Annotated in this window: 23 protein-coding genes and 1 tRNA gene; 13 read left to right on the top strand and 11 right to left on the bottom strand. The window is 53.0% G+C overall.

Features of this window, described 5'->3' with window-relative positions:
• Positions 1-739: 739 nt before the first annotated feature.
• A complete protein-coding gene (locus tag B5G03_RS10495; protein ID WP_087181648.1) occupies positions 740-2509 on the top strand; it encodes an AIPR family protein in 1770 nt (589 codons plus the stop codon).
• A gap of 325 nt (positions 2510-2834) precedes the next feature.
• Here B5G03_RS10495 and B5G03_RS10490 read toward each other — a convergent pair whose 3' ends face one another.
• From B5G03_RS10490 to mobC, 3 genes are all read right to left on the bottom strand, one after another.
• Positions 2835-4235 (bottom strand): relaxase/mobilization nuclease domain-containing protein, encoded by a 1401-nt coding sequence (locus B5G03_RS10490; RefSeq protein ID WP_087181647.1) that lies wholly within the window; start codon positions 4233-4235, stop codon positions 2835-2837.
• 74 nt (positions 4236-4309) lie between these two features.
• Positions 4310-4603 carry a hypothetical protein gene (locus tag B5G03_RS10485; RefSeq protein WP_087181646.1) on the bottom strand — a complete coding sequence of 98 codons (294 nt, stop codon included), beginning with the start codon at positions 4601-4603 and terminating at the stop codon, positions 4310-4312.
• Between the two features lie 107 nt (positions 4604-4710).
• Positions 4711-4878 carry a plasmid mobilization relaxosome protein MobC gene (gene mobC / locus B5G03_RS10480; RefSeq protein ID WP_087181645.1) on the bottom strand — a complete coding sequence of 56 codons (168 nt, stop codon included), beginning with the start codon at positions 4876-4878 and terminating at the stop codon, positions 4711-4713.
• A gap of 412 nt (positions 4879-5290) precedes the next feature.
• On the opposite strand from mobC, the gene B5G03_RS10475 reads away from it, so the two are divergent.
• The 8 genes from B5G03_RS10475 (at position 5291) to B5G03_RS10445 (ending at position 10554) form a co-directional block, all read left to right on the top strand.
• Positions 5291-5770: a helix-turn-helix domain-containing protein gene (locus B5G03_RS10475; protein ID WP_087181658.1), complete on the top strand. Its 480-nt coding sequence runs from the start codon at positions 5291-5293 to the stop codon at positions 5768-5770.
• Positions 5767-6531, top strand: a complete 765-nt coding sequence (locus B5G03_RS10470; RefSeq protein ID WP_343286898.1) for an ABC transporter ATP-binding protein — start codon at positions 5767-5769, stop codon at positions 6529-6531. The genes B5G03_RS10475 and B5G03_RS10470 overlap by 4 nt, the downstream gene beginning before the upstream one ends.
• A complete protein-coding gene (locus B5G03_RS10465) occupies positions 6512-7153 on the top strand; it encodes an ABC-2 transporter permease (RefSeq protein WP_242962405.1) in 642 nt (213 codons plus the stop codon). The genes B5G03_RS10470 and B5G03_RS10465 overlap by 20 nt, the downstream gene beginning before the upstream one ends.
• A 611-nt stretch (positions 7154-7764) precedes the next feature.
• Complete coding sequence (locus B5G03_RS10460; protein ID WP_242962403.1) at positions 7765-8190, top strand: RNA polymerase sigma factor; 426 nt, start codon at positions 7765-7767, stop codon at positions 8188-8190.
• On the top strand, positions 8183-8425 hold the full coding sequence (locus tag B5G03_RS10455) for a helix-turn-helix domain-containing protein (RefSeq protein ID WP_087181656.1): 243 nt from the start codon (positions 8183-8185) through the stop codon (positions 8423-8425). Before B5G03_RS10460 ends, B5G03_RS10455 begins: the two co-directional genes overlap by 8 nt.
• Before the next feature lie 252 nt (positions 8426-8677).
• Positions 8678-8824 (top strand): hypothetical protein, encoded by a 147-nt coding sequence (locus tag B5G03_RS17430; RefSeq protein ID WP_158096401.1) that lies wholly within the window; start codon positions 8678-8680, stop codon positions 8822-8824.
• Between the two features lie 107 nt (positions 8825-8931).
• Entirely contained in the window at positions 8932-9138 is a 207-nt protein-coding gene (locus B5G03_RS10450) for a helix-turn-helix domain-containing protein (RefSeq protein WP_087181642.1), read from the top strand.
• A 21-nt stretch (positions 9139-9159) separates the two neighbouring features.
• Positions 9160-10554, top strand: a complete 1395-nt coding sequence (locus B5G03_RS10445; protein ID WP_140401677.1) for a site-specific integrase — start codon at positions 9160-9162, stop codon at positions 10552-10554.
• A gap of 177 nt (positions 10555-10731) precedes the next feature.
• On the opposite strand, the gene B5G03_RS10440 is transcribed toward B5G03_RS10445, so the two are convergent.
• A tRNA-Arg gene (locus B5G03_RS10440) sits at positions 10732-10808 on the bottom strand.
• Between the two features lie 465 nt (positions 10809-11273).
• Here B5G03_RS10440 and B5G03_RS10435 point away from each other — a divergent pair.
• The 3 genes from B5G03_RS10435 (at position 11274) to B5G03_RS10425 (ending at position 15583) form a co-directional block, all read left to right on the top strand.
• A complete protein-coding gene (locus B5G03_RS10435; RefSeq protein ID WP_242962401.1) occupies positions 11274-12695 on the top strand; it encodes a TrkH family potassium uptake protein in 1422 nt (473 codons plus the stop codon).
• A 61-nt stretch (positions 12696-12756) separates the two neighbouring features.
• Entirely contained in the window at positions 12757-14175 is a 1419-nt protein-coding gene (locus tag B5G03_RS10430; RefSeq protein WP_087181641.1) for a DUF3329 domain-containing protein, read from the top strand.
• A 10-nt stretch (positions 14176-14185) separates the two neighbouring features.
• The gene (locus tag B5G03_RS10425; RefSeq protein ID WP_087181640.1) at positions 14186-15583 is read left to right on the top strand and encodes a DUF3329 domain-containing protein; all 1398 of its coding nucleotides are present in this window, start codon (positions 14186-14188) and stop codon (positions 15581-15583) included.
• A gap of 68 nt (positions 15584-15651) precedes the next feature.
• Here the strand turns inward: B5G03_RS10425 and pcp are convergent, their stop codons facing one another.
• The 7 genes from pcp to pepT form a co-directional block, all read right to left on the bottom strand.
• Positions 15652-16296 carry a pyroglutamyl-peptidase I gene (pcp, locus tag B5G03_RS10420; protein ID WP_087181639.1) on the bottom strand — a complete coding sequence of 215 codons (645 nt, stop codon included), beginning with the start codon at positions 16294-16296 and terminating at the stop codon, positions 15652-15654.
• Between the two features lie 19 nt (positions 16297-16315).
• Positions 16316-17305, bottom strand: coding sequence for a 2,5-dihydroxypyridine 5,6-dioxygenase NicX family protein (locus B5G03_RS10415; RefSeq protein ID WP_087181638.1), 990 nt, complete (start codon positions 17303-17305; stop codon positions 16316-16318).
• A 98-nt stretch (positions 17306-17403) separates the two neighbouring features.
• Positions 17404-18354, bottom strand: coding sequence for a DUF979 domain-containing protein (locus B5G03_RS10410; RefSeq protein WP_087181637.1), 951 nt, complete (start codon positions 18352-18354; stop codon positions 17404-17406).
• Between the two features lie 18 nt (positions 18355-18372).
• Positions 18373-19068: a DUF969 domain-containing protein gene (locus B5G03_RS10405; protein WP_087181636.1), complete on the bottom strand. Its 696-nt coding sequence runs from the start codon at positions 19066-19068 to the stop codon at positions 18373-18375.
• Positions 19069-19425: 357 nt separating this feature from the next.
• Positions 19426-21087 carry a SulP family inorganic anion transporter gene (locus tag B5G03_RS10400; protein ID WP_087181635.1) on the bottom strand — a complete coding sequence of 554 codons (1662 nt, stop codon included), beginning with the start codon at positions 21085-21087 and terminating at the stop codon, positions 19426-19428.
• Positions 21088-21207: 120 nt separating this feature from the next.
• Positions 21208-21483, bottom strand: a complete 276-nt coding sequence (locus B5G03_RS10395) for a hypothetical protein (RefSeq protein ID WP_087181634.1) — start codon at positions 21481-21483, stop codon at positions 21208-21210.
• Between the two features lie 144 nt (positions 21484-21627).
• Positions 21628-22848: a peptidase T gene (gene pepT / locus B5G03_RS10390; protein WP_087181633.1), complete on the bottom strand. Its 1221-nt coding sequence runs from the start codon at positions 22846-22848 to the stop codon at positions 21628-21630.
• Between the two features lie 235 nt (positions 22849-23083).
• Here pepT and B5G03_RS10385 point away from each other — a divergent pair, with 235 nt between their 5' ends.
• Positions 23084-24130 carry a polysaccharide biosynthesis protein gene (locus B5G03_RS10385; protein WP_087181632.1) on the top strand — a complete coding sequence of 349 codons (1047 nt, stop codon included), beginning with the start codon at positions 23084-23086 and terminating at the stop codon, positions 24128-24130.
• Positions 24131-24137 lie beyond the last annotated feature (7 nt).

Raw genomic sequence — 24137 nt, 5'->3', positions numbered from 1 at the left:
TTTAGGTGAATCACAATATATATTTGAGAAAGCATGGCCTATGGTATAGGTTTTAGTAGATACAAGAGTTAACCTACGGCGAAGGACAAATAGAAACAAGGTCGCAGTAGAAGAAGAAACTAAAAAGCAACGCCAAGTGCGGTTGGCGTTGCTCATTACGCACCTTTAGGTGCCGCTGGAAAATGGCCCTTATAGGGCCGTTCTGCCCCCCCACGTTCAACGTGGGGGTTATGATTAGTGTCATACGGGATGATTGTGACCCATGTACCCAAAAAGATACCCTCATGAACATCAGCCCTTTTTCTTTCAGTTACATCTCTTTATTTCACCGCTGGTGATCGAACAGTATTTTGTAGTTATAGGTTTTCTCAATGCAAAATACTGTTCGATCACCTCCCCTCCGTAACTTTAAGAAATGTAAGTTTTCGGTATAAAGGACGGCTGTGTGCCGCCCAGACCCCTCTAAGAGTAAACATATGGCAGGACCTTCCAACTAATTGTTGAAAAAAAACTTGGAATCCTCGACTTCTTTTGGGGTAACTTTAATAAAATTACATATTTCATCCGCATGTTTTTAACAACATACAGAAGATCAAGATATCTAGGCATAAAACGTCATAAGTATAGGCCTATAGCACAGAAGAGCCCAACATTAATGGCTCAATATATTTATTAGAATATAATTGCTCAAAAAGTGAATTTATATTATAATATAATTATCTAACCTGGAGGTGATTTTATGGCATTAAACAAAATTCTACAAGGAATCGCAAGAGACTTCCAAGCTAAATACACTTTAAATGGTGACGAATCTAAAATCTTCGAACATTTAGCAAATTATATTACTGTCACTAAATTCCACCCTGAAGCTTTCTGCGACGCTGAAGATTTTAAGCAACTAATTGTTGACCAGAAAGGATTGTTTGGAATTGATGGAATTGCTTTTATCGTAAACGGCAACTTAGTAACAAGCAAAAAGGATATTACAGATTATGCAAAATCAAAATATCTTGATGTACAAATACTAATTATGCAAGCTAAAATCGAGGAGAAATGCGATACTGGAGATCTTTTAAAAACAATCAGTGCCGCAAAGAGTTTTTTGAAAGACCATTCCTTGCTAACTGAGCATACCGACCAATTAAATAATGCGTACGAGATTTATAACGAAATATTTAAGTATTCAAAATATTTCAACAAAACCAGTCCTCAATGCTATGTGAATTTTGTTACAGCTGCCCGCACTTGGGATGAAACTTTGATTTCAAGTATTACTAGCACCGGAGCGCGTGAAATACTTTCCATGATTCCAGAAATTAAACAGGCGGAAATCAGAGTTTTGGGCAGTGATTATGTAATTGACACCTATAGCGAATTGGAAAACAGTATAGACGTCGAGATAAATTTCAAAAACAATTTATCATTCGACAAAATTTCACAAGTAGAACAGTCATATCTAGGATATCTTTCTGGTGATGAATATTTAAAAATCATTACTGATAATCATGGTGATATTCGCACAAAAGCATTTTACGAGAATGTACGTGATTACCAGGGCGAATCTAATCCCGTAAATCAAGAAATCCAGTACACATTATCAACACCTTCTCTTCGGGATAAATTTGTTTTGTTGAATAATGGAATAACCATTGTGACCAAACATTTTAAATCCCTCGGATCAAACATCTATGAGTTGCGCGAGTTTCAAGTTGTTAATGGTTGCCAAACAAGCCATGAGATTTATAACGCTCGCTCAATAGCAAAAGATATATTAGTACCTGTAAAAATTATACACACAACAGACTCTGATGTTATTTCGATGATTGTGAAATCAACTAATAGGCAAACTCCAGTTCCTACAGAGGCTTTTGTTGCGCTAGAAAGCTACCACAAGCATCTTCAGAAAATGTTCGAGGAATATTCAAAGGAAATGCCTCTATCAGTTTTTTATGAGAGACGCTCTGGAGAATTAGCTCTACGAAAAAATTCTAATAACTGTTTTGAAGTTGCTACTTTGCATAGTATTATACGTAGCGCAACAAGCGTTTATTTTCAAGAGCCATATGTTGTATATAATAACAACCCTGCAAATATAATTAAGAATCGTTATAGTAAACTGTTTCAATCCGATCAACCTCATGAAATTTACTATCTTGCTTATTATTTATTCGCAAACTTTTTGGATATGGCAAGCAAAAAAGCATTTAATGGATTCGAATACAAGTTTAGATTCTATATTATCATGGTTGCTCGGTGTATTCTTGCCAACCGGATTACATGTATCCCATTTAATTCTAAAGAAACAAAGCACGAATTAAAAAAACTCATTCAGATTTGTTCAAAAGAGCCTGATAAAGTTCAAGAAACCCTGATAATGGCTAAAGACCTTGTTTTGAGAGTATATGACAGTTGGAAAACGGAAAGAAAGCTCTCTGTAGATAATGTCCTTCGAAGTGCAGAGTTTAATACAGTTGTTTTGCAAAAAGTAAAAGAATTCGTCAATAAATAATACGACATATTAAAAGCTGCTGTAATGCAGCATATTTCAGGGGAGTTTGTACAAATCGACTTGCCTCTCGATAATATAATTTACGTAGGAACAACAAACAAAGATATGATATGAACAATTTGCGAAATAGTCTGCCATACTCCTAAACGCTCTGTTTCCGAATCCTCATTACATATAGATTCGGAACTATGCATGGCTCTACTTTGTCTCTGAATCCATTTCCTCTAATTCACTGCCTATTGTGCAACAACGGCTATAAGAACATTCGCTATGGTTCGGGTAACAGTGCGACAACTGTTACCCGAACCTTTCGTTTTTCCCCACATCAACCACTTCGCTCTTCGTTCCGTCGATCCTTTTTCTCCTCGGTACACTCTGCATCATAGAGAGAAGCGATATTCCGCTGTGCAATCAGCAATTCCTGCACCTCATTTTTCATCTGGCGGTACTCCGTAAAGGCCTGTTTCTTTGCCGCAAGTACCTCGGCATACTCCGCACCCAGCTCCTTCACTTTCGGCAGTTTCTTTACCCCCAATGCATCAAAGGAAGCCTTGGCTGCTTTATGGATCGTAATCTCCTCCCGATGGGCTTCCAGAAACTTTTTGCTATACCCCGCTTTGCGGTATTCCTCATAGATCGGCCGTGTCTTGGAATAGTTGATAATGTGCTTCTTCAGAGTTCCAATTTCCACTAACCGCTGCTCTGACTGTTGAATAGCGGCAAGCAAGGCGTCTCTTTCGGCAGTCTTCTGCGTGGCAAGTTGATTCAGCTGCTCCAGGCTTTCGATTTTATGATCACGCAGAAACAACAGCGTCTTGGACATCTGCTTCAGGTTATAGACAGATGCCCAGCGTTGATATCCGGCACCTTTGGACTGCAATTTACTCTGAATATCAATTATCAGATCAAAAGGCCGATTCTCCGGGTCAAAGGCTTGCTTTTCACGCGCCTTGTGCTCCCTGCGACCAGGAAAACGCGCCCGAAGGTCCGTTTCCGTATACCCGGCCTCCAGCGAGTCCAAGCGAATAAATCGTGCCTGATTTTTGCCCTTGACGGAAATGTGTTTGCCGTATTTTATCTCATACCCCTGAGTCTGCAATCCTTTGAGCAGTTCATCGAAGGACCTTGGTTTCTTCTGCAAAACGATATCGATGGCCTCACACAGGACATCTCGATTCTTCACTCTGTGCGGATAATCCGTCCTCTTTGTCCGCTCTTTATAGGGTTTTGGCGCAATCACAGAAAGCCCGTTTTCCAGGCAGATCAAATCGCTGACCCGCTGCAAGGCAATGCTGGACAGCCAGAAGTTTTTGAACTTTCTGGTCCCGTCAAGGGAAGTGGAATTGAATACAATGTGGTTATGGATATGAGCCCGGTCTGTATGGGTGGCAACAATGAAGGCGTACTTGCCCTTGGTGAAACGAAGCGCCAACTCTCGCCCCAAACGGTTTGCCTGCTCCGGCGTGACTTCGCCTGGTTTAAAGGACTGCCGAATTTGATACGCAATGACCTCATGCCGCTGCCGCCGACCGGTAATCTGCTCATATTGGCGTTTGGACAGCATAAACTCTTCATCCACTGTCCTCGGATCGCACTGATATCCGGTTACCAGTTCCCCCTTATGCGTCTTTTCCGGATTCTTAGCGTAATCCGTCCGGTCCCCCAGACTCTGAGCAAGCGTCTTTCCTTTGTTCACGTGCATCGGAATCAGTCGCGTTGCTGCCACAATCCCACCTCCTTCTGTACACTCAAAAGGGCCTGAGGTGCTTTTGCTCCTCAGGCCCTGCTGTTTATTGTTCGTTATGAAAAAATGAATTTCGACAGCTTCCCGACCAGCGCCTCCAGGCCAATGGAAATCAGTTCTGCCAGCATGAGGCCCAGAAAAGCGACAACTGCTACGCCAAACAGTAGTGCCGCATGAATCCACATTTGCTGAAACAGCATCGACAGGATGCCAAACCCAAGCAGCAGAAATCCAAGGCTGACAACCAAAGAGGACAGATGCAGCGCGATGGAATAAAAGATGGACAGTACTGCAACCACAGCCATAATCGGCAGCGCGATGATTCGGAATGGGAGTTTAATCAGCCACATAGAAAATCCTCCTTGTAATTTCTAACTACAGTCTATAAAGCAGTTTTTCCGAAGTCAAGGATGTCACCTATGTATTCGGTGCGACAGTGAGCTGCCGCACCGTTTGTTCACTGGATTGTTGCAAGCCTCGCCAGAATCTCTTTTGCGATTTCCCAGATTTCCTCCTGCCGCTGCTGCAAATCCCGGATATCCTCTGCATAGATGGAGCCGCTCTCATTGGCTCGTTTTGCGTATTGATTCAGGTTGTTGCTGCAGTACCGCAGCAGGGAAACCATTTGCCAGCGGCCTTATCACCCTGCCCGATGGGATGATGGAGGCGGAGGCAGCGGCGGACCCCGATGATGCGGATGTGGAAGGAATGGAGGATGGCGAAGATGAAGCGTAACAGAGTTTTTCGCCTTTTGGCATCCCTGACGGTGGTGGTCCTGTGTATGTCTACTCAATTCATATTATTGCTTTATATAATTCCTGTTTTTGAAGTGAAAGCCTTGCTGTACTTAGCGGCCCAAGCATATAATTGTTAATAGTCGCAGACAAGTAAAGAAAAACATGGCATGATTAATAATGATGTCCCTCGCCAATGTGACGAGATGCTTTACGCAACTAAGTATAACATTTTTTGCTTACATCGGTTGGTGGAACTTCTGTGTGTCAATGGATATAATGATTTTAAGAGGTGCGAAAAGTATGAAAAAGCAGAAAAGTAATATTGCTCGTAACTTAACCATGTTGCGTCAGCTTAATAAATACTCCCAGGAAGATGTAGCTGAACAAATTGGTGTCTCCCGCCAGGCCGTAGCAAAGTGGGAATCCGGCGAGTCCGTACCGGACATTGTAAATTGTGACGCACTGGCGCAGTTATATAATGTAGAGCTTAATGACCTGATTCATCACGATCAGGAACAAACCGGGTTAAATGTTCCACCCAAAGGCAAACACATTTTTGGTACGGTCCGTGTGGGCGAACGTGGACAGATTGTACTTCCCAAACAAGCCAGAGAAGTGTTCCGAATCAAGCCGGGAGATCAACTGGTCATTTTAGGGGATGAATCTCTGGAACATCCAGGAATTGCCCTGATGAAAGAAGAATTTTTCTTGGGCATTGCTCAGTTATTCAATACTGCCTTGAATATTGCCGATGTCCCAGATGAAAAGGAGAGAAAATGATGGAAGCTGTGCTGTGCGTCCAGGACCTTTACAAGCATTATCCTGGATTTGCGCTGGAGGATGTGAGTTTTTCTCTTGCCCCCAAACGTATCATGGGGCTGATCGGTAAAAATGGGGCCGGAAAAAGCACGACTTTAAAATCTATCCTCAATATGGTGTCCCCAGAGAGTGGGAGCGTGGAGATTTTTCAAAAGGATTTTATTCAGTATGAAAAAGAGTGCAAGCAGAGAATCGGCGTTGTATTTGGCGGGATTGATTTTTACCCGTTAAAGAAACTTTCTAGCATTACAGCTGTTACCCGAAAGTTTTATACTAACTGGGATCAGTCGCAATACCAGAAGTACATCAAACGTTTTTCTTTGGATGAAAGCAAGAAATTCAAAGAACTTTCAAACGGTATGAAAGTAAAATATCTGCTTGCTCTGGCCCTGTCGCACCATGCGGAGCTGTTGATTCTGGATGAACCAACTTCGGGCCTTGACCCCGTATCCCGTGAGGAGCTGCTGCACATTTTCCGCCAAATCGTAAAAAACGAAAACAGTTCCATTTTGTTTTCTACGCATATTACTTCTGACTTGGACAAATGCGCAGATGACATCACCTATATTCAGAATGGACGTGTGCTGAAAAGTGCGGACAAGGACACATTCCTGCGCTCTTTTGAGCATTTAAAAACGCCAGAGGATATAGGGCCGCTCACTCTGGAAGAAATCATGCTGCGGACGGAAAGGAGTGAGTGGGATGATGACGCTGCTGTATAAGGAAATCAGACTTGCTGCCCATCCAACCTCGATTGTGTTTGCATTTTTAGGTTGCCTTGTTCTTGTGCCAGCCTATCCCTATAGTGTAATCTTTATGTTTGGCTGTCTGGCACCCTATATCACATTTCTGAATGCGCGTGAGACGAATGACGCTTGGTACACTGCAATCCTTCCAGTGACAAAGCGCGAAAGTGTTTTGGGAAAATGCCTTCTGATTGTTTCCGTTCAGATATTTCAGTTGCTATTTTCTATCCCATTCGCTTTTCTTCGCAATGCTCTAAACATTGAAAACAATCCCGTAGGGCTGGATGCAACGCTCGCTTGGTATGGCTTCGGCCTTATTGTGTACGCTGTCTTCGATTTAGTATTCTTTCCAACATTTTATAAGAGCGGTTACAAGGCGGGAAGATCCTTTATTTGGGCATCAATCCCTATGGTAGTGTTGATGATTGCGGTGGAGGCAGTCGCCCATATACCGGAGCTCGCTTGGTTGGACAGTTATCAGCCGAAATATTTGCTGATGCAGTTGCCTATATTGGCTGTAGGCATCCTTTGCTACACGGTGTTCCTATTACTTGCCTATCATATGTCTATAAAACATTTCAATAAAGTTGATTTGTGATATAGCACATTAAAAAGTGGAAAGAGGATAGCTATACAAATAAAACAATAATAAATCTGCCCAGCGGCAGAAAAGAAAAAAACCATCGCTGGGCAGATCAATTTTCACGCTTTGAATATAATTTCAGCGGCGGTTTTGAGAAATCAAGGCCGCCGTTTTCTTTTTTCAAAAAATGAGAATACGGGGGGTGTGTTAAAGTCACCCTTTTTTAAGGATACGGCGGTATCAAGGAGGTCCCGCCGTGTCTATTTTTTGCTACGACTTGCCTAGCTCTTTGCAGTCAAAAAAAGCCAGCATACGCCAGCGGGATATTCCGACCATCATTATGAACTGTCAGTACACTTAAATACTTCTTACATTTCCTTTGCGCCTGTCCGCAACTTGCGGGCGGGCGTTTTTTGTCGGTTTTTCTGTTTTTCCGTCGGCTGCCGTTCTCCGCCCTCTCGCTTCGATCCGGCCATTAACCGAACAAAGCGAAAGGAGCAATCATGGAGAACAAATTTTTTTCTGACAAGCACGGCTTAAGGCTGCCAAAAGCCCCCTTTGGTGAACGAGTAGTAGGCGAAAGGGGACAAAAAGACCTGCCTCCTGGCACGGAGGGAGGTGAGAAATTGAGACCTGACCGCCACTACGAGCACAAACAGCACGCCTTTGACAGCTATTGCAAGAAGGTGTTGAAATGCGAAGCGTACAACGGCTATCGAGAGATCAGCCGCCGCCAGAAGCGCGAAACACCATTCAGCGAGTTGTCGGAGGAAGAATTGGCCCAGCTTGCGGTATATGACTGCTATCCCTGGGAATACACCGCTTTCCCTGTGGGCGGCGATGTCGTTCTAATCAAGGATGACCGGCTGGCCGAGGCGTTGAATGCGCTGCCTCCGGATAATCGGGACATCTTCCTGATGTACTGGTTCTTGGGAATGGCAGACCGCGAGATCGCTGAACATCTGCACATGGTTCGCCGGACGGTCAATGCCCGCAGGCAAAGTGCCTATCGGCTGCTGAAGGAGCTGATGGGAGGTGAAGCGGATGACTAAATCTGCAAACATGCGGGTGGCGCTGCTCCCTTACCCTGTCATTGCCGCTGCGGTGGGAGGAAATCCCGACGCAATAGCAAGGGTAATCCGGCACTATTCCAGTTACATAGCTGCATTATCTATGAGGACAAGCTATGATGCAAATGGCTTTCCCCACTTCCAGGTGGATGAAGATTTACGCAAGCGGCTGGAAACGAAACTCATCGTTTCTATTCTGGGATTTGATCTGAACTGATTCGGGACAAACTGTATGAGCCCCTTTCCATACAGCTTCCCATCCCCACCTTGACAAAGAAAGCCTTCGGGCAGTATAAGGCAGACGGATACGATCTGCCTGTGTGGAGCCGGTCGGCCGGTGCGCCATGACCCTGTTGCAAGTCCGCAGGACGGGACCCCTACCAAACAGGTGAGCGACAAAACTAGGCCGCAAAACAGGTGTGGCAGCCTGTGGGCGAGGATGCACAGACAGGATAATGAGACTCCCGCGTTGAACGCCCTCAAAGCATTGCGCGGCGCACCCATCAGCATGGGCCGGGGTGAGATTCCCGTGGAGCTGCGGCCAGCAGCCATCCGTTTTTTGCCTCTTTTATTTTCAGATAAATCTTCTGCTTTTTTGTTTACGGATAATTCGTAAACTTTCCATTAGCAGCAGACAAACCCGAAACGGCGCGGTACAATGAGGGTGGAAGTTATGAATGAACACCCTTTTGCGTGCCGTTTCCGATTAGAAAGGGGGCAACCATGTCGCAAACATGGAACGGTACGAAGAAGGAGCCTCCAGAACGAAGAACTTACACGGTTGAGGACATTGCTCATATCCTGGGCATTGGCCGGACTTCCGCTTATCTTCTCGTGAAGGAAGGACACTTTAAAATCGTACGAATTGGTAACGCCATACGGATTTCCAAGCGGTCATTTGACGAGTGGCTGGAGTCACTCGATATGTGACAGAAGAAAGGAAGTATCGCTATGGCATCTATCATCAAACGCAAAAAGAACTATTCTATCGTCTACAACTATACGGACGAGAACGGTGAGACCCGGCAAAAATGGGAGACCCGCACTTCCTACCAAGACGCATTGAAGCGTAAGGCTGAGGTGGAGAATCAACAGTTCACGAGAACTTTTCTCCCGCCCACCGATCAGACCATTGCGGAGTTCCTTTTAGACTTTGTTTCGCTCTATGGTGAAAAGCGGTGGGGCGTATCCATGTACGACAGCCAAAACTCGCTGATTTCCAACTACATCAACCCCATTATTGGAGATTTGAAGGTCCAGGAGGTCACGCCGCGAGTAGTGGACAAGTACATCCAGACTTTGCAGAAAACCCCCGCTGTTTCCACGAAGATGCATAAAGCAAAAACGCAATATGTAACGAACCAAACGATTGAGAAAATCATCAAACTTCTGCGTTGTGCTTTTAAGCAAGCTGTCCGTTGGGAACTGATTGCCAAAAATCCTTTTGACAATGTTATCCTGCCGAAGAGCGAATATAAAAAGCGGGACATTTGGGATGCGGGAATGATCCGTACCGCCTTGGATCAGTGTACGGACAGCAAACTCTATGTGGCTATGAACCTCTCTTTTGCCTGCTCATTGCGTATGGGCGAAATTCTGGGACTGACCTGGAGCAACGTCCACATCTCTGATGAAGAAATTGCTGCTGACAACGCCTATGTTTACATCGACAAAGAACTGACGCGGGCCTCTAAGCGGGCCATCGAGATGTTGGGGCAAAAGGACATCTACCATGTATTCACGCCCTTATTTCCCAACACCAGCACCAGAGTCATCTTGAAAAAGCCAAAGACCGATTCCAGTATCCGCAAGGTGTGGCTGCCCAAGACCCTGGCTTACATTTTGCGGGAATGGAAAGACTCTCAGGATGAACTTCGGGGATTTCTCGGTGACGAATATCAGGATTATGATTTAGTGGTGGCGTTGCCCAATGGTCGGCCTTGTGAGGATCGTATCATCCTGAAGGAATTTGAAAAGCTGCGGGAGAAGGCTGGTCTGCCCAGAGTCGTCTTTCATTCCCTCCGACATTCCAGCACCACCTACAAGCTGAAGCTCAACCACGGTGACTTGAAGGCCACTCAGGGCGATACGGGCCACGCAGAGATCGACATGATCACCAGCGTGTATGCGCATATTCTGGACGAGGACCGTAAGATCAACGCCCAGAAGTTTGAGAGTGCCTTCTACGCAAATCCCGACTTGCGTTCGGTTCGTCCCCCAGAGGAAGAAAAGGAACTGGCACCCGCCGCATTGGATTTGGAGGTCCTGGTGGAACAGCTTCGCAAGTCGCCGGAACTGGCAAATACTCTGGCGGCGCTGCTCTCGGCAACACCCGGTGGCAAATGAGTCCGAAAAATCGAATTAGCAGGGATGCGATTTTTCTTAGCAAGAGTTTGTAAACCGTTCAAATCCAATTAGCAAGCATACAACAAAATTGAATGGAAACGCTCCCTTTGCTATATGTTTTTTGCTTAAAACAAAAACCGCTGTAAACCAGCGAAAAATGGCTTACAGCGGTTGTTTTGGCACCCCCGGCGAGACTCGAACTCACTACATTCCGCTTAGGAGGCGGACCCTCTATCCCGGTGAGGTACGGGGGCTTATACAACAAATATTCAATTTTCAGGCTCCACAGGATTCGAACGAACTGCCGCTTAGGAGGCGAACGCTCTATCCATCTGAGCTACAGAGACTTATATCGATTTTTCCTTGATTTTATACGGTTTTTCACGCTTCGTCCAAGGTGACGATCCCTCATACCGAAACCTAATTTTAGCAGGCTTTTCTCGTAAAATTCGCCCATCTAGCCGCCACTAACCACGGTTATGACAAAGCTGACATACAACTTTATTAGCAGCATTAGTCGTAAGGTAACCTATTTCTTAGGAGGCCCGCCCAAGCTGATTTTTCTACCAGCTCTGTGCATACTGTAATATTATATCAGTCAAGACAGTCAAAATCAAGTTGAAATACCTCTTACAAACGTGTATATTATAAGAACATAATAGAATTGCGTTCGTGCGCCTTGACAGTGGCGCCGGGTGCATGCAAGGAGGAAAACGACCGTGGAACAGGATTCCAATTCCTTTCAAACATCGCAGCTGGGCCGGTTGATCAGCCGGACCGCTCCGCCCCCCAAAAAACGCCGCCGGCTGGAGAGTCTCTCCCCCACCCGGCTGATTGTTTCCAGCTTTCTTGTGGTGATCGTGACCGGTGCGCTGCTGCTCATGCTGCCCTTTGCCACCCGTAACGGCATCACGCCGGTACAGGCCTTTTTCACGGCCACAAGCGCCACCTGCGTGACCGGTCTGGTGGTACTGGACACCTATCAGGGCTTTACCACGTTCGGCCAGACGGTCGTGATCTGCCTGATTCAGATTGGCGGTCTGAGTCTGGTCACACTGGCCAGCTTTTTCACCCTGGCGCTCCGACGCCGGGTCGGCTTCCGCTCCATGAAGCTGGCCAGTGAATCCATTGGTACCTCCAACGTGGCGGAGGCCCGGGGCCTGCTTCTGGTGGTCATGAAGCTTGCCGCCTTCTTCGAAGGCCTGGGCTTTGTGCTGCTGCTGCCTGTCTTTGTGCCCGAATACGGCAGCGAAGGCATTTTCATCTCGATCTTTTTATCCATCTCCGCCTTCTGCAACGCCGGTTTTGATATCCTGGGCCGTACCCAGAGTTATGTAAGCCTGATGGGCTATGCCTCCAACTGGTATGTACAGGGCATCATCATGTTCCTGATCGTGGCCGGTGGCCTGGGCTTTTTGGTCTGGCATGATCTGGGCCAGTGGCGCAAGACGCACCATCTGTCCATCCACACCAAGGTGGTACTGTTCTGCACCATCCTGTTGATTGTGGGCGGCACTGTGGGCTTCGCCTTCCTGGAATGGAACAACCCCGCCACTCTGGGCGGCATGTCCACTGGGGACAAGGTAGTGAACAGCATGTTCCAGTCCATCAGCGCCCGAACCGCAGGCTTCAACACCATTGATCTGGCCTCCATGGGCTCCATCACCAAGTGCATGCTCTGTGTGCTCATGTTCATCGGCGCCGCGCCCGGCGGTACTGGCGGCGGTATCAAGGTTACTACCTTCAGCGTGATTCTGGTCACCGTGGCCAGCGTGGTCACCGGCCGGGAGGATGCTCAGATCTTCCGCCGCCGCATCGACAAGAAAACCGTTTACCAGGCGCTGAGCATTTCCATGCTGAGCCTGGGTGTGGTGATCCTGGTCACCCTGATCGTCTTCTTCAACTGCGGCGAGCTCATCAGCCCGCTGGACTGCCTGTATGAGGTGGTCAGCGCCTTCGGTACGGTGGGCTGCTCGGTGGGCGTGACCGGCGAAATGCACGCGCCTGCCCTGATCATCACCATGGTCACCATGTTCATCGGCCGTGTGGGCCCGGTCTCGCTGGCGATCAGTCTGGCCAGTCAGCGCCGGGAGCAGGGCAAGTTCGACATCCTGCCCGAGGGCAAGATCAGCGTGGGCTGATTCCGATCCGAGTGCAGCGTCTCTGCCTGCTGCCCACCATCTAAAAGGAGGAACCGATCTCTTGCGTCGATCTCATTCGTTTTCTCTCCGGGCGTTTTTTCAGCCTGTGGGGTTGATTCTTGCGGCTGTTTTTCTGGTGATGCTGGTGTTCAACTGGCTCACTCCTCTGATTTCCGACGACTATTCTTATCTGCTGCGGTTTCCCACCCACGATCCGGTGGAAACCTTCTGGGACATCGTTGTCTCCCAGTACTACCATTATATGCAGTGGGGCGGCCGAACCATCGCCATCGGCCTGAACCAGCTCTTCCTGTGGCTGGGAAAATGGGTCTTCAACCTGGCCAACGCTGCTGCGTTTACCTTTACCGTTTGGCTGTGCGCAAAGCTTGCTGCCGGTCAGAAAAAGCTGCATCCCGCCTTTTTGCTGGTGGTGCTGGCGCTGTTCTTCCATTTTAACCCGGCGTTCGGCGCGGTCAATTTATGGATGTGCGGCTCCTGCGTTTACCTGTGGCCCCTGATGCTGGGTCTGTTCTTCCTGTTGCCCTACCGGCTACAGCTGGACCGGGATCTCTCCTGGGGCAGGGGCGCTGCTGTGGGCATGTTTTTCGCAGGCGTTGCCGCCGGATGGAGCAACGAAAACACCAGCGGCGCGGTGCTGCTGGCCTGCCTGCTGCTCTGCGTGCTCTCCCGCCTGCTGTTGGGCCGCACGCCCCTGTGGCAGCTGACCGGCGCTGCGGGCTGCCTGGCGGGTTTCCTGCTGCTGATGTGCGCACCCGGCCAATGGGTCCGGATGGACCGGGCCGGTGAGGACTCCCGCGGTTTTCTCACCGTACTGCTCACCCGTGTGATGAACGCCACCCACACCCTGCGGCTGTACGGCCTGGTTCTGGCCATCCTGTTTGCCGCTGTTTATTTCTGCCTGCTTTTGTGCCGTCCCTCTCTGCGGGCGGCGCTGTTCCCTGCATTCTGGTTCGTGATGGGTCTGGCTGCAAACTATGCCCTGATCCTCTCGCCAGTATACTATGTGCGCTCCTTCTATGCGGTGCTTGCCTTCTGGGTCATCGCCACCGGCAGTGCACTCATCGGTCTGGCTCAGCATCAGCCCTCTCTGGGAAAACTTCCGCAGGGACTGCTGGCCGGAGGCCTGTGCGTGCTGCTCTGCTTCGATCTTGTGGAAGGCGGCTACGACATTCTGAACTATTCCATCATGCGTCAGGTGCGTGAGGAGACCATACTTACTCAAGTCGCTCAGGGTGAGCGGGACATCGAGACCTATGCCATTTACCCCTATACCCGCTTCTGCGGCGCATACGGCCAGCCGGATCTGCGGCTGGATAAGGATAACTGGGTGAATGTGAACATGGCGTTGCATCTTGGCGCGGACTCCCTTGTGGTCACCGAGCAGCACTACTACCCCTTCCCCGGTTACGATGATTTCTCCAACACGGTGGAAACTGAACTGAGCTATGCTCTGGAGTAAAGGAGGCGCTATGAAGCCGATTGAATCCAATGCCCGGCTGAACCGTCGGCTTTTCTGGCTGCTGGCGGCTGCCGCGGCGGCGGTGATGCTGCTGTTCAACTGCCTGACCCCTTTTGTGGCGGATGACTTCACCTTTGCCTTCAGTTACCGTACCGGCGAGCGTCTCACCGGTTTGTGGGACGTGCTCCAGAGTCAGACCTACCACTACATGACCTGGAGCGGCCGGTTCCTCATCAAGAGCCTGGACCAATGGTTCACCATCCAGCCGAAGCTCCTGTTCAACGTATGCAACACGCTGATTTATGTGGGGCTTGCCCTGGTGGTCTATCTGGCCGCCAAGGGCCGCCGAGCTCCTGCCGACCCCCAGCTGCTGCTGTTCATCTTCCTGAGCTTCTGGATGGTCTCGCCGGTGTTCGGTCAGACCAATCTGTGGATGTGCGGCTCCTTCAACTATCTATGGGCCAGCTTCTTCTGCCTGGCTGCGGCGCTGCCCTTTGCGCTGCAGCTGCACCGGTCGCTGCAGCCCCGCCGCTGGTTGGCTCCTGCCTGTTTTCTGGCTGGTCTTGTGGGCGGCTGGAGCAGTGAGAACACCAGTGCCGGGCTGCTGGTGCTGATGGTGCTGGCACTTTGCTGGCAGCTGTTCCGGGAGAAGAAAGCCCCCCTGTGGATGTTCACCGGTCTGGTGGGCGGGCTTCTCGGCTTCGCCCTGTTGATTCTTGCCCCGGGCAACTACCAGCGGCAGGACGCCGCACCCGATCCCCGGGGCCCGGTGACCATTTTGGCCACCCGTTTTCTCACCGCGCTGAACATGCTGTGGGACTACGGTCTGCCTCTTCTTTTGATCTTTGCAGTACTCTTCTGGCTGCTGTGGCTGCAAAAGCCCGCACCGCAAGTCCTGTTCCTGCCGCTGGCACTGTTTGCAGCGGGTCTGGGTGCGAACTTCGCCATGGTGCTCTCCCCGGTCTACTATGAGCGCTCCACCCATGGAGTTTTTGTATTCCTCACTGCCGCCTGCGCCGCCGCTTTGGCCGGGCTGGACCGCAGCCGTCTGCGCAGCGTACTGGGCGGTGCGGCCGCTGCCCTTGCTCTTGTGGCCTGCTTCCAGCTGTTATGGGCGGGCTACGACATCGCCAGCTTCTGGATGATGCACCGCACCCGGGAGACTGAGCTGTTGAGCCTGAAGGCCCAGGGCCAGACCCAGGTGGTGAGCTACTCCATTGAGCCCTACACCCGCTGGTGCGCTGGCTACGGCCTGCCGGACCTGCGCACCGACCCGGAGGACTGGATCTGCGCGGACATGGCCCGCTACTACGGCTTTGAAAGCCTTGTGGCCGGCGAAGCCCGCACCTATCCCTTCCCCGGCCGCACCAACAACGCGCTGGAAACCGGCCTGCCGGAGGAAAGCTGAGCACATTGCTTAATAACGTAAGAAAGCCCCCGAAGCTGATAGCTTCGGGGGCTTTCTGCATGCTGAGATCAGTGGGTCTCGCCCATGGTGACCTTGGCGTCTTCGGTGTTCTGCACCGCCGCCTCGATGGAATGCTCCAGACCCTTGGCGATCAGGTCCAGGGGCATGAAGGGGGTGCCGTTGGGCTTGCCCACCACCTGGCCGTTCTCATAGGGCACATGGATGAAACCAGCGCGCACGCTCGGGAACTTCTTCGCGGCCAGATACAGCACGTTGTACATGATGCTGTTGCACACATAGGTGCCCGCAGTGTAGGAGATATGGGCGGGAACGCCGTTCTTGCGCATGTTCTCCACCATGGCCTTCACCGGCACAGTGGCAAAGTAGGCGGTATCGCCGTCCGCACGCAGGGGCTCGTCAAAGGGCTGTTCGCCGTCGTTGTCCGGGATGCGTGCCTCGGCCAGGTTGATGGCCACCTTCTCCACGGTCATGCAGGACCGGCCGCCGGCCTGACCCACATTGATCACGATGTCGGGCTTGTGCTCCTCCATGGCCTGCTCCACCACCTTAGCGCTCCGGGTGAACACGGTGGGGATCTCCAGCTTGATGATCTGGGCCCCGGCGATCTGGTCGGGCAGCAGCTTCACCGCCTCGAACGCGGGGTTCACGGCCTCGCCGCCGAAGGGATCGAAACCAGTTACCAGTACTTTCATTTGTACAGCACTCCTTTGCTCAATAGATAAAATCGGGTTCCGGCACGATGATCTTGCCTTCCTGCATGATCTGCCGGTTGTCGGTGTAGATGCTGGGGCTGTGGGCCACCAGGTCAAAATGGCCCTTGGCATTCTGGATACCGCCCAGCGCGATGTTCCGCCCCAGGCCGATGTGGAAGGTGCCGTAGGCGGATTCATCTTCAATATAACAGTTTCCCTCACATTTGGAAAGAGAATTCAAGCCAATGCCCAGCTCGCCCGCGATGCAGATGCGCGGGTCCTGATACTGGTCCATATAGGCTTTGAGCCGGTTTCCGGTGGGGTTATCCTCGATCTCCACAATTCGACCGGCCTCGAAGCGCACACGCACCGGGTTCTCAGCCCGGCCGATGTAGCCCAGCGAGCCGTCCACCACCATGATGCCGTTGGTGCGGGTCTCCTCGATGGGCACATACACCTCGATGCTGGCGGAGGAATAATCCTTGCTGTCCTTCAGCACACCGTTAAAAAAGCCCGGCTCCCGGCCCCGCTTTTCCACCGTCAGGTCGGTACCCGCCGGGGTGGTGATTCGGATGCGGCTGGAGTTTTTCAGGTATTTCATGATGACCTTAGAGAGCATGCGGCTCTTCTTGGTGTCCATCATCAAAAAGTCATAGCGCAGCATGGAGCGGCCGTCGTTGGTGGAAAGCGGCAGCGACAAAAACTTCTTATGCCTGCGGATGGCCCGCTTTGCCGCCTTGGTGGTGACCAGGGAATACTCAGTGGCCGCAATGATGGTGGTATAGGGGTCAAAGATCTCCTCGTTGTCGTCAAAGAACATGCCCACATGCATGCCCTTGTTTTCCACCAGCAGCACCGACACCGACCGGGTGACGGTGGAAGCCTGGCGGCGCAGCGCCTTGGCCTCCTGCTCGTATTCCTTGCTGGTTACGATAAGCAGCCGGTCCCAGGGCTTGAGCCGGACCCATTTATGGATGATGATGGACGCCCCCCGTTCCATTTTGCGCATGATGCGAACATTCCTTTGTAATGGAGTTTTGTGAAAAAGAGCCGCAAAGCCCGGCGGGGAAAGACTGCGCTCTCCCCGCCAGGCTTCCGTTTTTTTGATTACTTGAAAGCGATCATGAAGCAGATCTGGATGGTGATCATGATGATAGCCACCAGCACCTGGTTCTTGATAACGCCCCAGCGGTCCTTCATATCCAGAATGGCCACGGGAACGATGTTGAAGTTGGCGGCCATGGGGGTGCACAGGGTACCGCAGAAGCCGCAGGTCAGCGCCAGCATACCGATGACCACCGGGTTTGCGCCGTAGGCCAGCACGAAGGGCCCACCGATGCCCACGGTCATCACGGTGATGGCCGCGTAGGCGTTACCCATGATCATGGTGAACAGCATCATGCCGATGGCGTAGACCACGATGCCCAGGTTCACGTTGCCCTCGGGCACCACGTTGCCCACCAGGCTGGCTACCACGTCGCCTACACCGGCGGCGGTGAACACACCGCCCAGGCAGCCCAGCAGCTGGGGCAGCATGCACAGGGGGCCCATCAGGGACAAAAAGCGCTCCGAGTCATCCAGGAAGACCTTGGGTTTGTTGTCCCGGGAATAAACCATCAGCAGAGCCATGGAGATGCCCACGCCGATGGTGATGCCGATCATGGAGCTCACGTTGGAGAACAGGGCGAAGAACAGCGACATCACGGCAACGGTCAGAGCGGGCACGAAGATCTTCATGCCGATCTTGCTGTACTGGGCCTTGGTGTATTCCTTGCTGGGAACGTTCACCCGGCCCACCTTGACCTTCTTGAAGATGGCGGGCATGCACATCACGATAACCAGCGCGCCGGAGACCTTGGGAGGCAGCCAGCTGCCCAGAGCGGTCACCACGCCGAAGGAGCACCAGAAAACGGCGGTGCCGATGCGGGAGGGATTTTCCTTATCCAGCAGATTTTTGATGCCCGCGTAAAATGCGATCAGGCCCACGATGATCCAGACCACGTCCAGCATCACGGTGTTGAACTCTGCCGGGACCTGCAAAAATTTCATATCGATCATGCTAGTGTTCCTCCCCGTTTACTTCTTCGCCTTGGTGTTCTTGTCGCCATAGTATTTCTTGGTGAGCTTCTTGTCCTTCATGATGAACAGCACGCTCGCCAGCACAACGGCGATGATGGCGATGGGCAGCTCGGTCACAGCCAGATCCACCAGCTCAACCTCGTAGCCCAGAGACTGCAGGGTGTTCTGCACCAGAATGCCGCCGGCGCCGCCCACGAACAGCACCTGGCAGAAGAACCAGGCGATGTTCTCCATGGCGGAGGCCATGCCCTTCACGTCTTCCATGTGCTCTTCGTCAGGCTCGTGGCCCTGGTTCTTGATGGCACCCTCAGCCATGGGCAGCAGCACCGGACGAACAAAGCCCGCAACGCCGCCGAAGCCCACGTTGAAGGCGCCGAAGAAGCCGCGCAGCACGCCGTAGGCGCAAACCAGTTTGCCCGCGGTGGCGCTCTTTACCTTCCGCATCAGGTCAGCCGCCGCTTCCCGCAGGCCGTTGCGCTCCAGCACACCGGTAATGAGCAGGATCATGATGAAGATGGCCATGGAGCGGTTGGCCACAAAGTTGACGCCCAGCTGCTCCAGCAGGCCGCCCACGCCCAGACCGCTCACCAGCGCGGTGGACACCGCCGCCAGGAAGATGATCAGGATCGAATCCAGCTTCAGCGCGAAGCCCGCGATCACGATCACAACGCCGATCAGTTTGATAAGTTCCATTTGCTTGTTTTCCTCCTTTGATACACTTGCGATTTTTTGCCCGAATGCCAGCCCCAGCCCGGTCAAAGCCGCATCTTTCCCCCGGCCGGACCGGGTCTGCACCCGGTAAAATCCCATTGGAACAATTTGTTGAAAACGCCTGTTTAAAGCGCTTTCAGTCGACAAAATTTTATCATTTTAAACCACGAAAGTCAAGCCGAGGTTGAATATTTTGACTCTTTTCCACAAATTCCCGCCAACACTTCACAAGTCTGCCAGTCAGCTGAAACTCCCGGAGCAAAAAACGAACCAGGCGGCGGGCCGAAGGGTCCTCCGCCTGGTTCATTTGGTGTGTTTGCGTTTTCTTTCCTTGCCGTTTTACAGCTGCACCGGGGTATCCACCAGAGGCAGCTGCTCCATGGTCTCGATGGCCTCGATGGCGTCCCAGGCGAAGTTCTCTTCACCCAACGCCGCCGCAAAGCCGGTGCGCTCCATCTCGTGCTTCACGTTGGGCTGCACACCGCTGAACATCACCCGGATGCTGCGCCCGCGCAGATCGGCCAGCAGGGTCTCCAGCTCGCTGATGGCGCTCTCGTCGATGTAGGGCACGCCGCGCACCGAGAAGATCACGCCGTGAGTCTCATCACCCAGCTGCGCCATGGCCTGGGTCAGCTGATCCTGGGTACCGAAGAAGAGCGGACCGGTCAGGTAGACCACCTTCACGTCGGTGCGCACCTGGTCGGTGCCGTCGGCGTTTTTGCGCTTCACGTCGCTCACCGCGATTTTCAGGTCACAGCTCTTCAGCACAAACAGCAGCATGGCCGCCACGATGCCCACCAGAATGGCGATGACCAGGTCGAACAGCACGGTGGCCACCATGGTCACCAGGAACTGGGCTGCAGCGGATTTGAGCCGCTTGCGGAAGATCTCCCGGATGGCCGCCCAGTCGTTCATGCGCCAGGCGGTGACCATGAGCACGCCCGCCAGGCTGGCCAGCGGAATGCGGCCCATCACGCCTCCCAAAAGGAACATGGACAAAATCAGAGTGATGGAGTGGATCACGCTGACCATACGGGTGCGGCCACCGCTCTTGATGGCAACCGAGGTACGGGCGATGGCCGCAGTGGCAGGCACGCCGCCCAGAATGGGGATAATGATATTGCCGATGCCCTGGGCCACCAGCTCACGGGTGGAGTTCAGGGGCTCACCCTTCATCCGGCCAGCGGCCGCGCCGCACAGCAGGCTCTCGATCATGCCCAGAGCCGCGATGGAAATGGCAGGGGCGATCAGGTTGGGCAGGGTGGAAATGTCGATGCCGTTGAGCAGCAGGCTGTCCGGCGTCATGAGCTTCTGCGGGATGGCGCCCACCTCCGCCACGGCGGAGCTTTCGGCCGCAGGGTTCAGCACGAAGTTCAGCACCACGGCCACGATAATGGCCATCAGCGAACCGGGCAGATACTTGGCCAGCTTTTTGGGCCACAGGATCATCACCGCCATGGCCAGCACCGCGAACAGCACAGCCTGGCCGTTGGCGGAAAAGCCCAGTTCCCCGTAAGACAGCAGCTTCTGGATGGCGTTCTCGCCCTCGCTCACGGTGCCGAAGAAGTTGTCCACCTGGCCCAGTGCGATCACGATGGCAATGCCGGAGGTGAAGCCGGTGATGACCGGCACCGGAATGATGGACACCAGCTTGCCCACCCGCAGCACAGCGGCCACAAGCAGGATCACACCGGTGAGCAGGCCGGCGGTGAGCACGCCCTGCACCCCGTACTTGGCCGAGATGCCGATGAGAATGGCCGCCATGGCGCCGGTGGGGCCGCTGATCTGGTAGGACGCGCCGCCCAGAATGCCGATCACGATGCCCGCCACGATGGCGGTGATCATGCCACTGGCCGCATCCGCGCCGCTGCTCACGCCGAAGGCAAGAGCCAGGGGCAGAGCCACCGCCGCAACGGTCAGGCCCGCCATCAGGTCCGCCAGGAACGCAGCGCCGTTGTAGCCGGAAAATTCGCGCCGGAGATCCCCAAGATAGGTTTTCATTTTAATTCTTTCCTTCCTCTGTTTTACTGCCCGGCAAAACTTACCGCAAACCGGCCGGGCAGTCGTTTTCAACCATACACCCGCCGGGGCGCTTTGTCAACCGAAACCGTCCGTTTTCTCTCATATTCCGTTAAGGCCGTTGGTTTCCAGCAGATCCATGGCCACCGCAAAGTCCTTTTTGTCCACATACAGCTCATATCGAGTGTTATCCACCGAACGGGAGTAAAAATACCGGTCATGATAGTCCCGGTTCAGCCACTCTTCGGTATAGAAGATGAAATTCTCCGCAAGAATCTGCCGGGCCTGGCTCATAGTGTCCAGCCGGTAGCTTTCAAACACCAGGCATTTGCGCCAGGTCCAGGTAAGCCGCTGCAGCAGCGTTCGGGTATCCTTCATATCTTTTCCTCCTTTTCTGTGCTTGGGGGTCACCTTCAGTATCGCACGCTCCCGCGGTGTTGTAAAGCCATCCGCGCACAAAAAAGCCTGCCTTGGGAAAAGGCAGGCTTTTTTGCGGAATCCTTCACCCCGCCGGGGCAGCTTTTACTGCTGGGCGTAGATGGAAATGATGTTCAGGATGATCTCCACGCTCTTGTCCATCTTCTCGGCGGTGATGTACTCGCAGGGACCGTGGAAGTTGAAGCCGCCGGTGCCCAGGTTGGGGCAGGGCAGTCCCATGAAGGACAGGCGCGCGCCGTCGGTGCCGCCGCGGATGGGCACGATGCGGGCCTCGAGACCGGCCTCGCGGATGGCCTTCTCCGCGTTCTCGATCAGGTGGAAGTGGGGCTTTACCTTCTCTTCCATATTGTAGTAGCTGTCCTTCATTTCCAGCACTACGGTGCCCTCGCCGTGCTCGGCGTTCAGGCGGGCGGTGATTTTTTCCATCAGGGTTTTGCGGGCAGCAAACTTTTCGCCGTCGTGGTCGCGGATGATGTAGTGCAGCTTGGCGGTGGTCACATCGCCGCTCATCTGGTACAGGTGGAAGAAGCCCTCAAAGCCCTCGGTGTGCTCGGGCACCTCTCCGGCGGGCAGAGCAGCGGCGAACTCCAGCGCGATGGTCTGGGCGTTCTTCATCAGGTCCTTGGCGCTGCCGGGATGCACCGAGAAGCCGTGCACGGTGACCACCGCGTCGGCGGCGTTGAAGTTCTGGTACTCCAGCTCGCCCACGTCGCCGCCGTCCACCGTGTAGGCGAATTTGGCGCCAAAGCGGTCCACGTCAAAGAAGTCGGCGCCCTGGCCCACCTCTTCGTCCGGGGTGAAGCCGATGCAGAGCTTGCCGTGAGGGATGTTCTCCTTCTGAATGCGCTCCACCGCGGTCATGATCTCGGCGATGCCGGCCTTGTCGTCCGCGCCCAGCAGGGTGGTGCCGTCGGCGGTGATCAGGGTCTGGCCCTTCCAGTTGGCCAGCTCGGGGAATTTCTCCACGGTCATGTACTCACCGGTACCGGCAAACAGCACGTTGCCGCCGTCGTAGTTTTCAAACACCTGGGGCTTCACGTTCTCGCCAGGAGCGGCGGGGGCGGTGTCCATGTGGGACACAAAGCCCAGAGCGGGCTTTTCCTCATAGCCGGGGGTGGCGGGCAGAGTGCCGTACACATAGCACTTTTCATCTACCGCAGCGTCGGCCACGCCCAGCTCCTTCAGCTGCTCCACCAGCAGGTGGGCCAGATCGAACTGGCGGGCAGTGCTGGGATGGCTGGTGCTCTCCTCGTCGGAGGTGGTATAGATGGTCACATACTTCAAAAAGCGTTCATACGCGCGCATGATTACACGTCCTTTCTTTTGCGGCCACTGCCCCGCCGCGGGGGCCGTAGGCTGCCTTGTAAGCTGCCTTTTATTCTAGCACAAAGCGGACAAAATAAAAAGTGCCCGCTTGACCCGTCCCCGGTCAAAGCAGGTCGAAATACTTGGAAAACAGGCATATTTATGGTATCCTTATAACGTATATGAGCATTTTGCCCCGCGCGGCTTGCAATAGGAACAGAACGGAGGCCTTTTTATGGCAAACAGTTACTTCACCAACAAAACTCTTTTGATCACCGGCGGCACCGGCAGCTTCGGCAACACGGTGCTCAAGCACTTCCTGGCCAGCGACATCGGCGAGATCCGCATCTTCTCCCGCGATGAGAAAAAGCAGGACGACATGCGCCACGAGATCCAGCAGAAGCACCCCGAGCTGGCGGGCAAGCTGCGCTTTTACATCGGCGACGTGCGCGAGATCGACAGCGTGCGCAGCGCGGTGCGGGGCGTGGACTACATCTTCCATGCCGCTGCCTTAAAGCAGGTGCCCAGCTGTGAGTTTTTCCCCATGGAGGCCGTGCGCACCAACGTGGTCGGCACCGACAACGTGCTCACCGCCGCCATTGACGCGGGCGTGAAGAAGGTGGTCTGCCTGTCCACCGACAAGGCCGCCTACCCCATCAACGCCATGGGCATCTCCAAGGCCATGATGGAAAAGGTGATTGGCGCCAAGGCCCGCACCGTGAAGGCGGAGGACACCACCATCTGCTGTACCCGTTACGGCAACGTGATGTGCAGCCGCGGCAGCGTGATTCCCCTGTTCATCGACCAGATCAAGGCCGGCAAGCCCATCACCATCACCGACCCGGACATGACCCGCTTCCTGATGAACCTGGACGAGGCGGTGGACCTGGTGCAGTTTGCCTTTGAGCATGCCAACCCGGGCGACCTGTTCGTGCAGAAGAGCGACGCCTCCACCATTGGCGATCTGGCCAAGGCCGTGCAGAAGCTGTTTGGCGACACCGGCACCCAGATCATCGGCACCCGCCACGGCGAGAAGCTGTATGAGACCCTGATGACCAAGGAGGAGCGCATCCGCAGCGAGGACATGGGCGGCTACTACCGCGTGTCCGCCGACGGCCGCGACCTGAACTACGACAAGTTCGTGGTCCAGGGTCAGGTGCACACTGAGGCCGACGAGGCTTACACCAGCCACAACACCCGCCGCCTGAACGTGGACGAGACCGTGGAGAAGATCCTGACCACCGACTACGTGCGCGAGGCTCTGGAAGGCTGGAACAAATAAACGGAAA

The organism is Gemmiger sp. An50, assembly GCF_002161595.1.
Lineage (GTDB): Bacteria > Bacillota > Clostridia > Oscillospirales > Ruminococcaceae > Allofournierella.
Note: the sequence above shows the minus strand (reverse complement) of the source record. Positions and strands in the feature narration are given on the sequence as shown.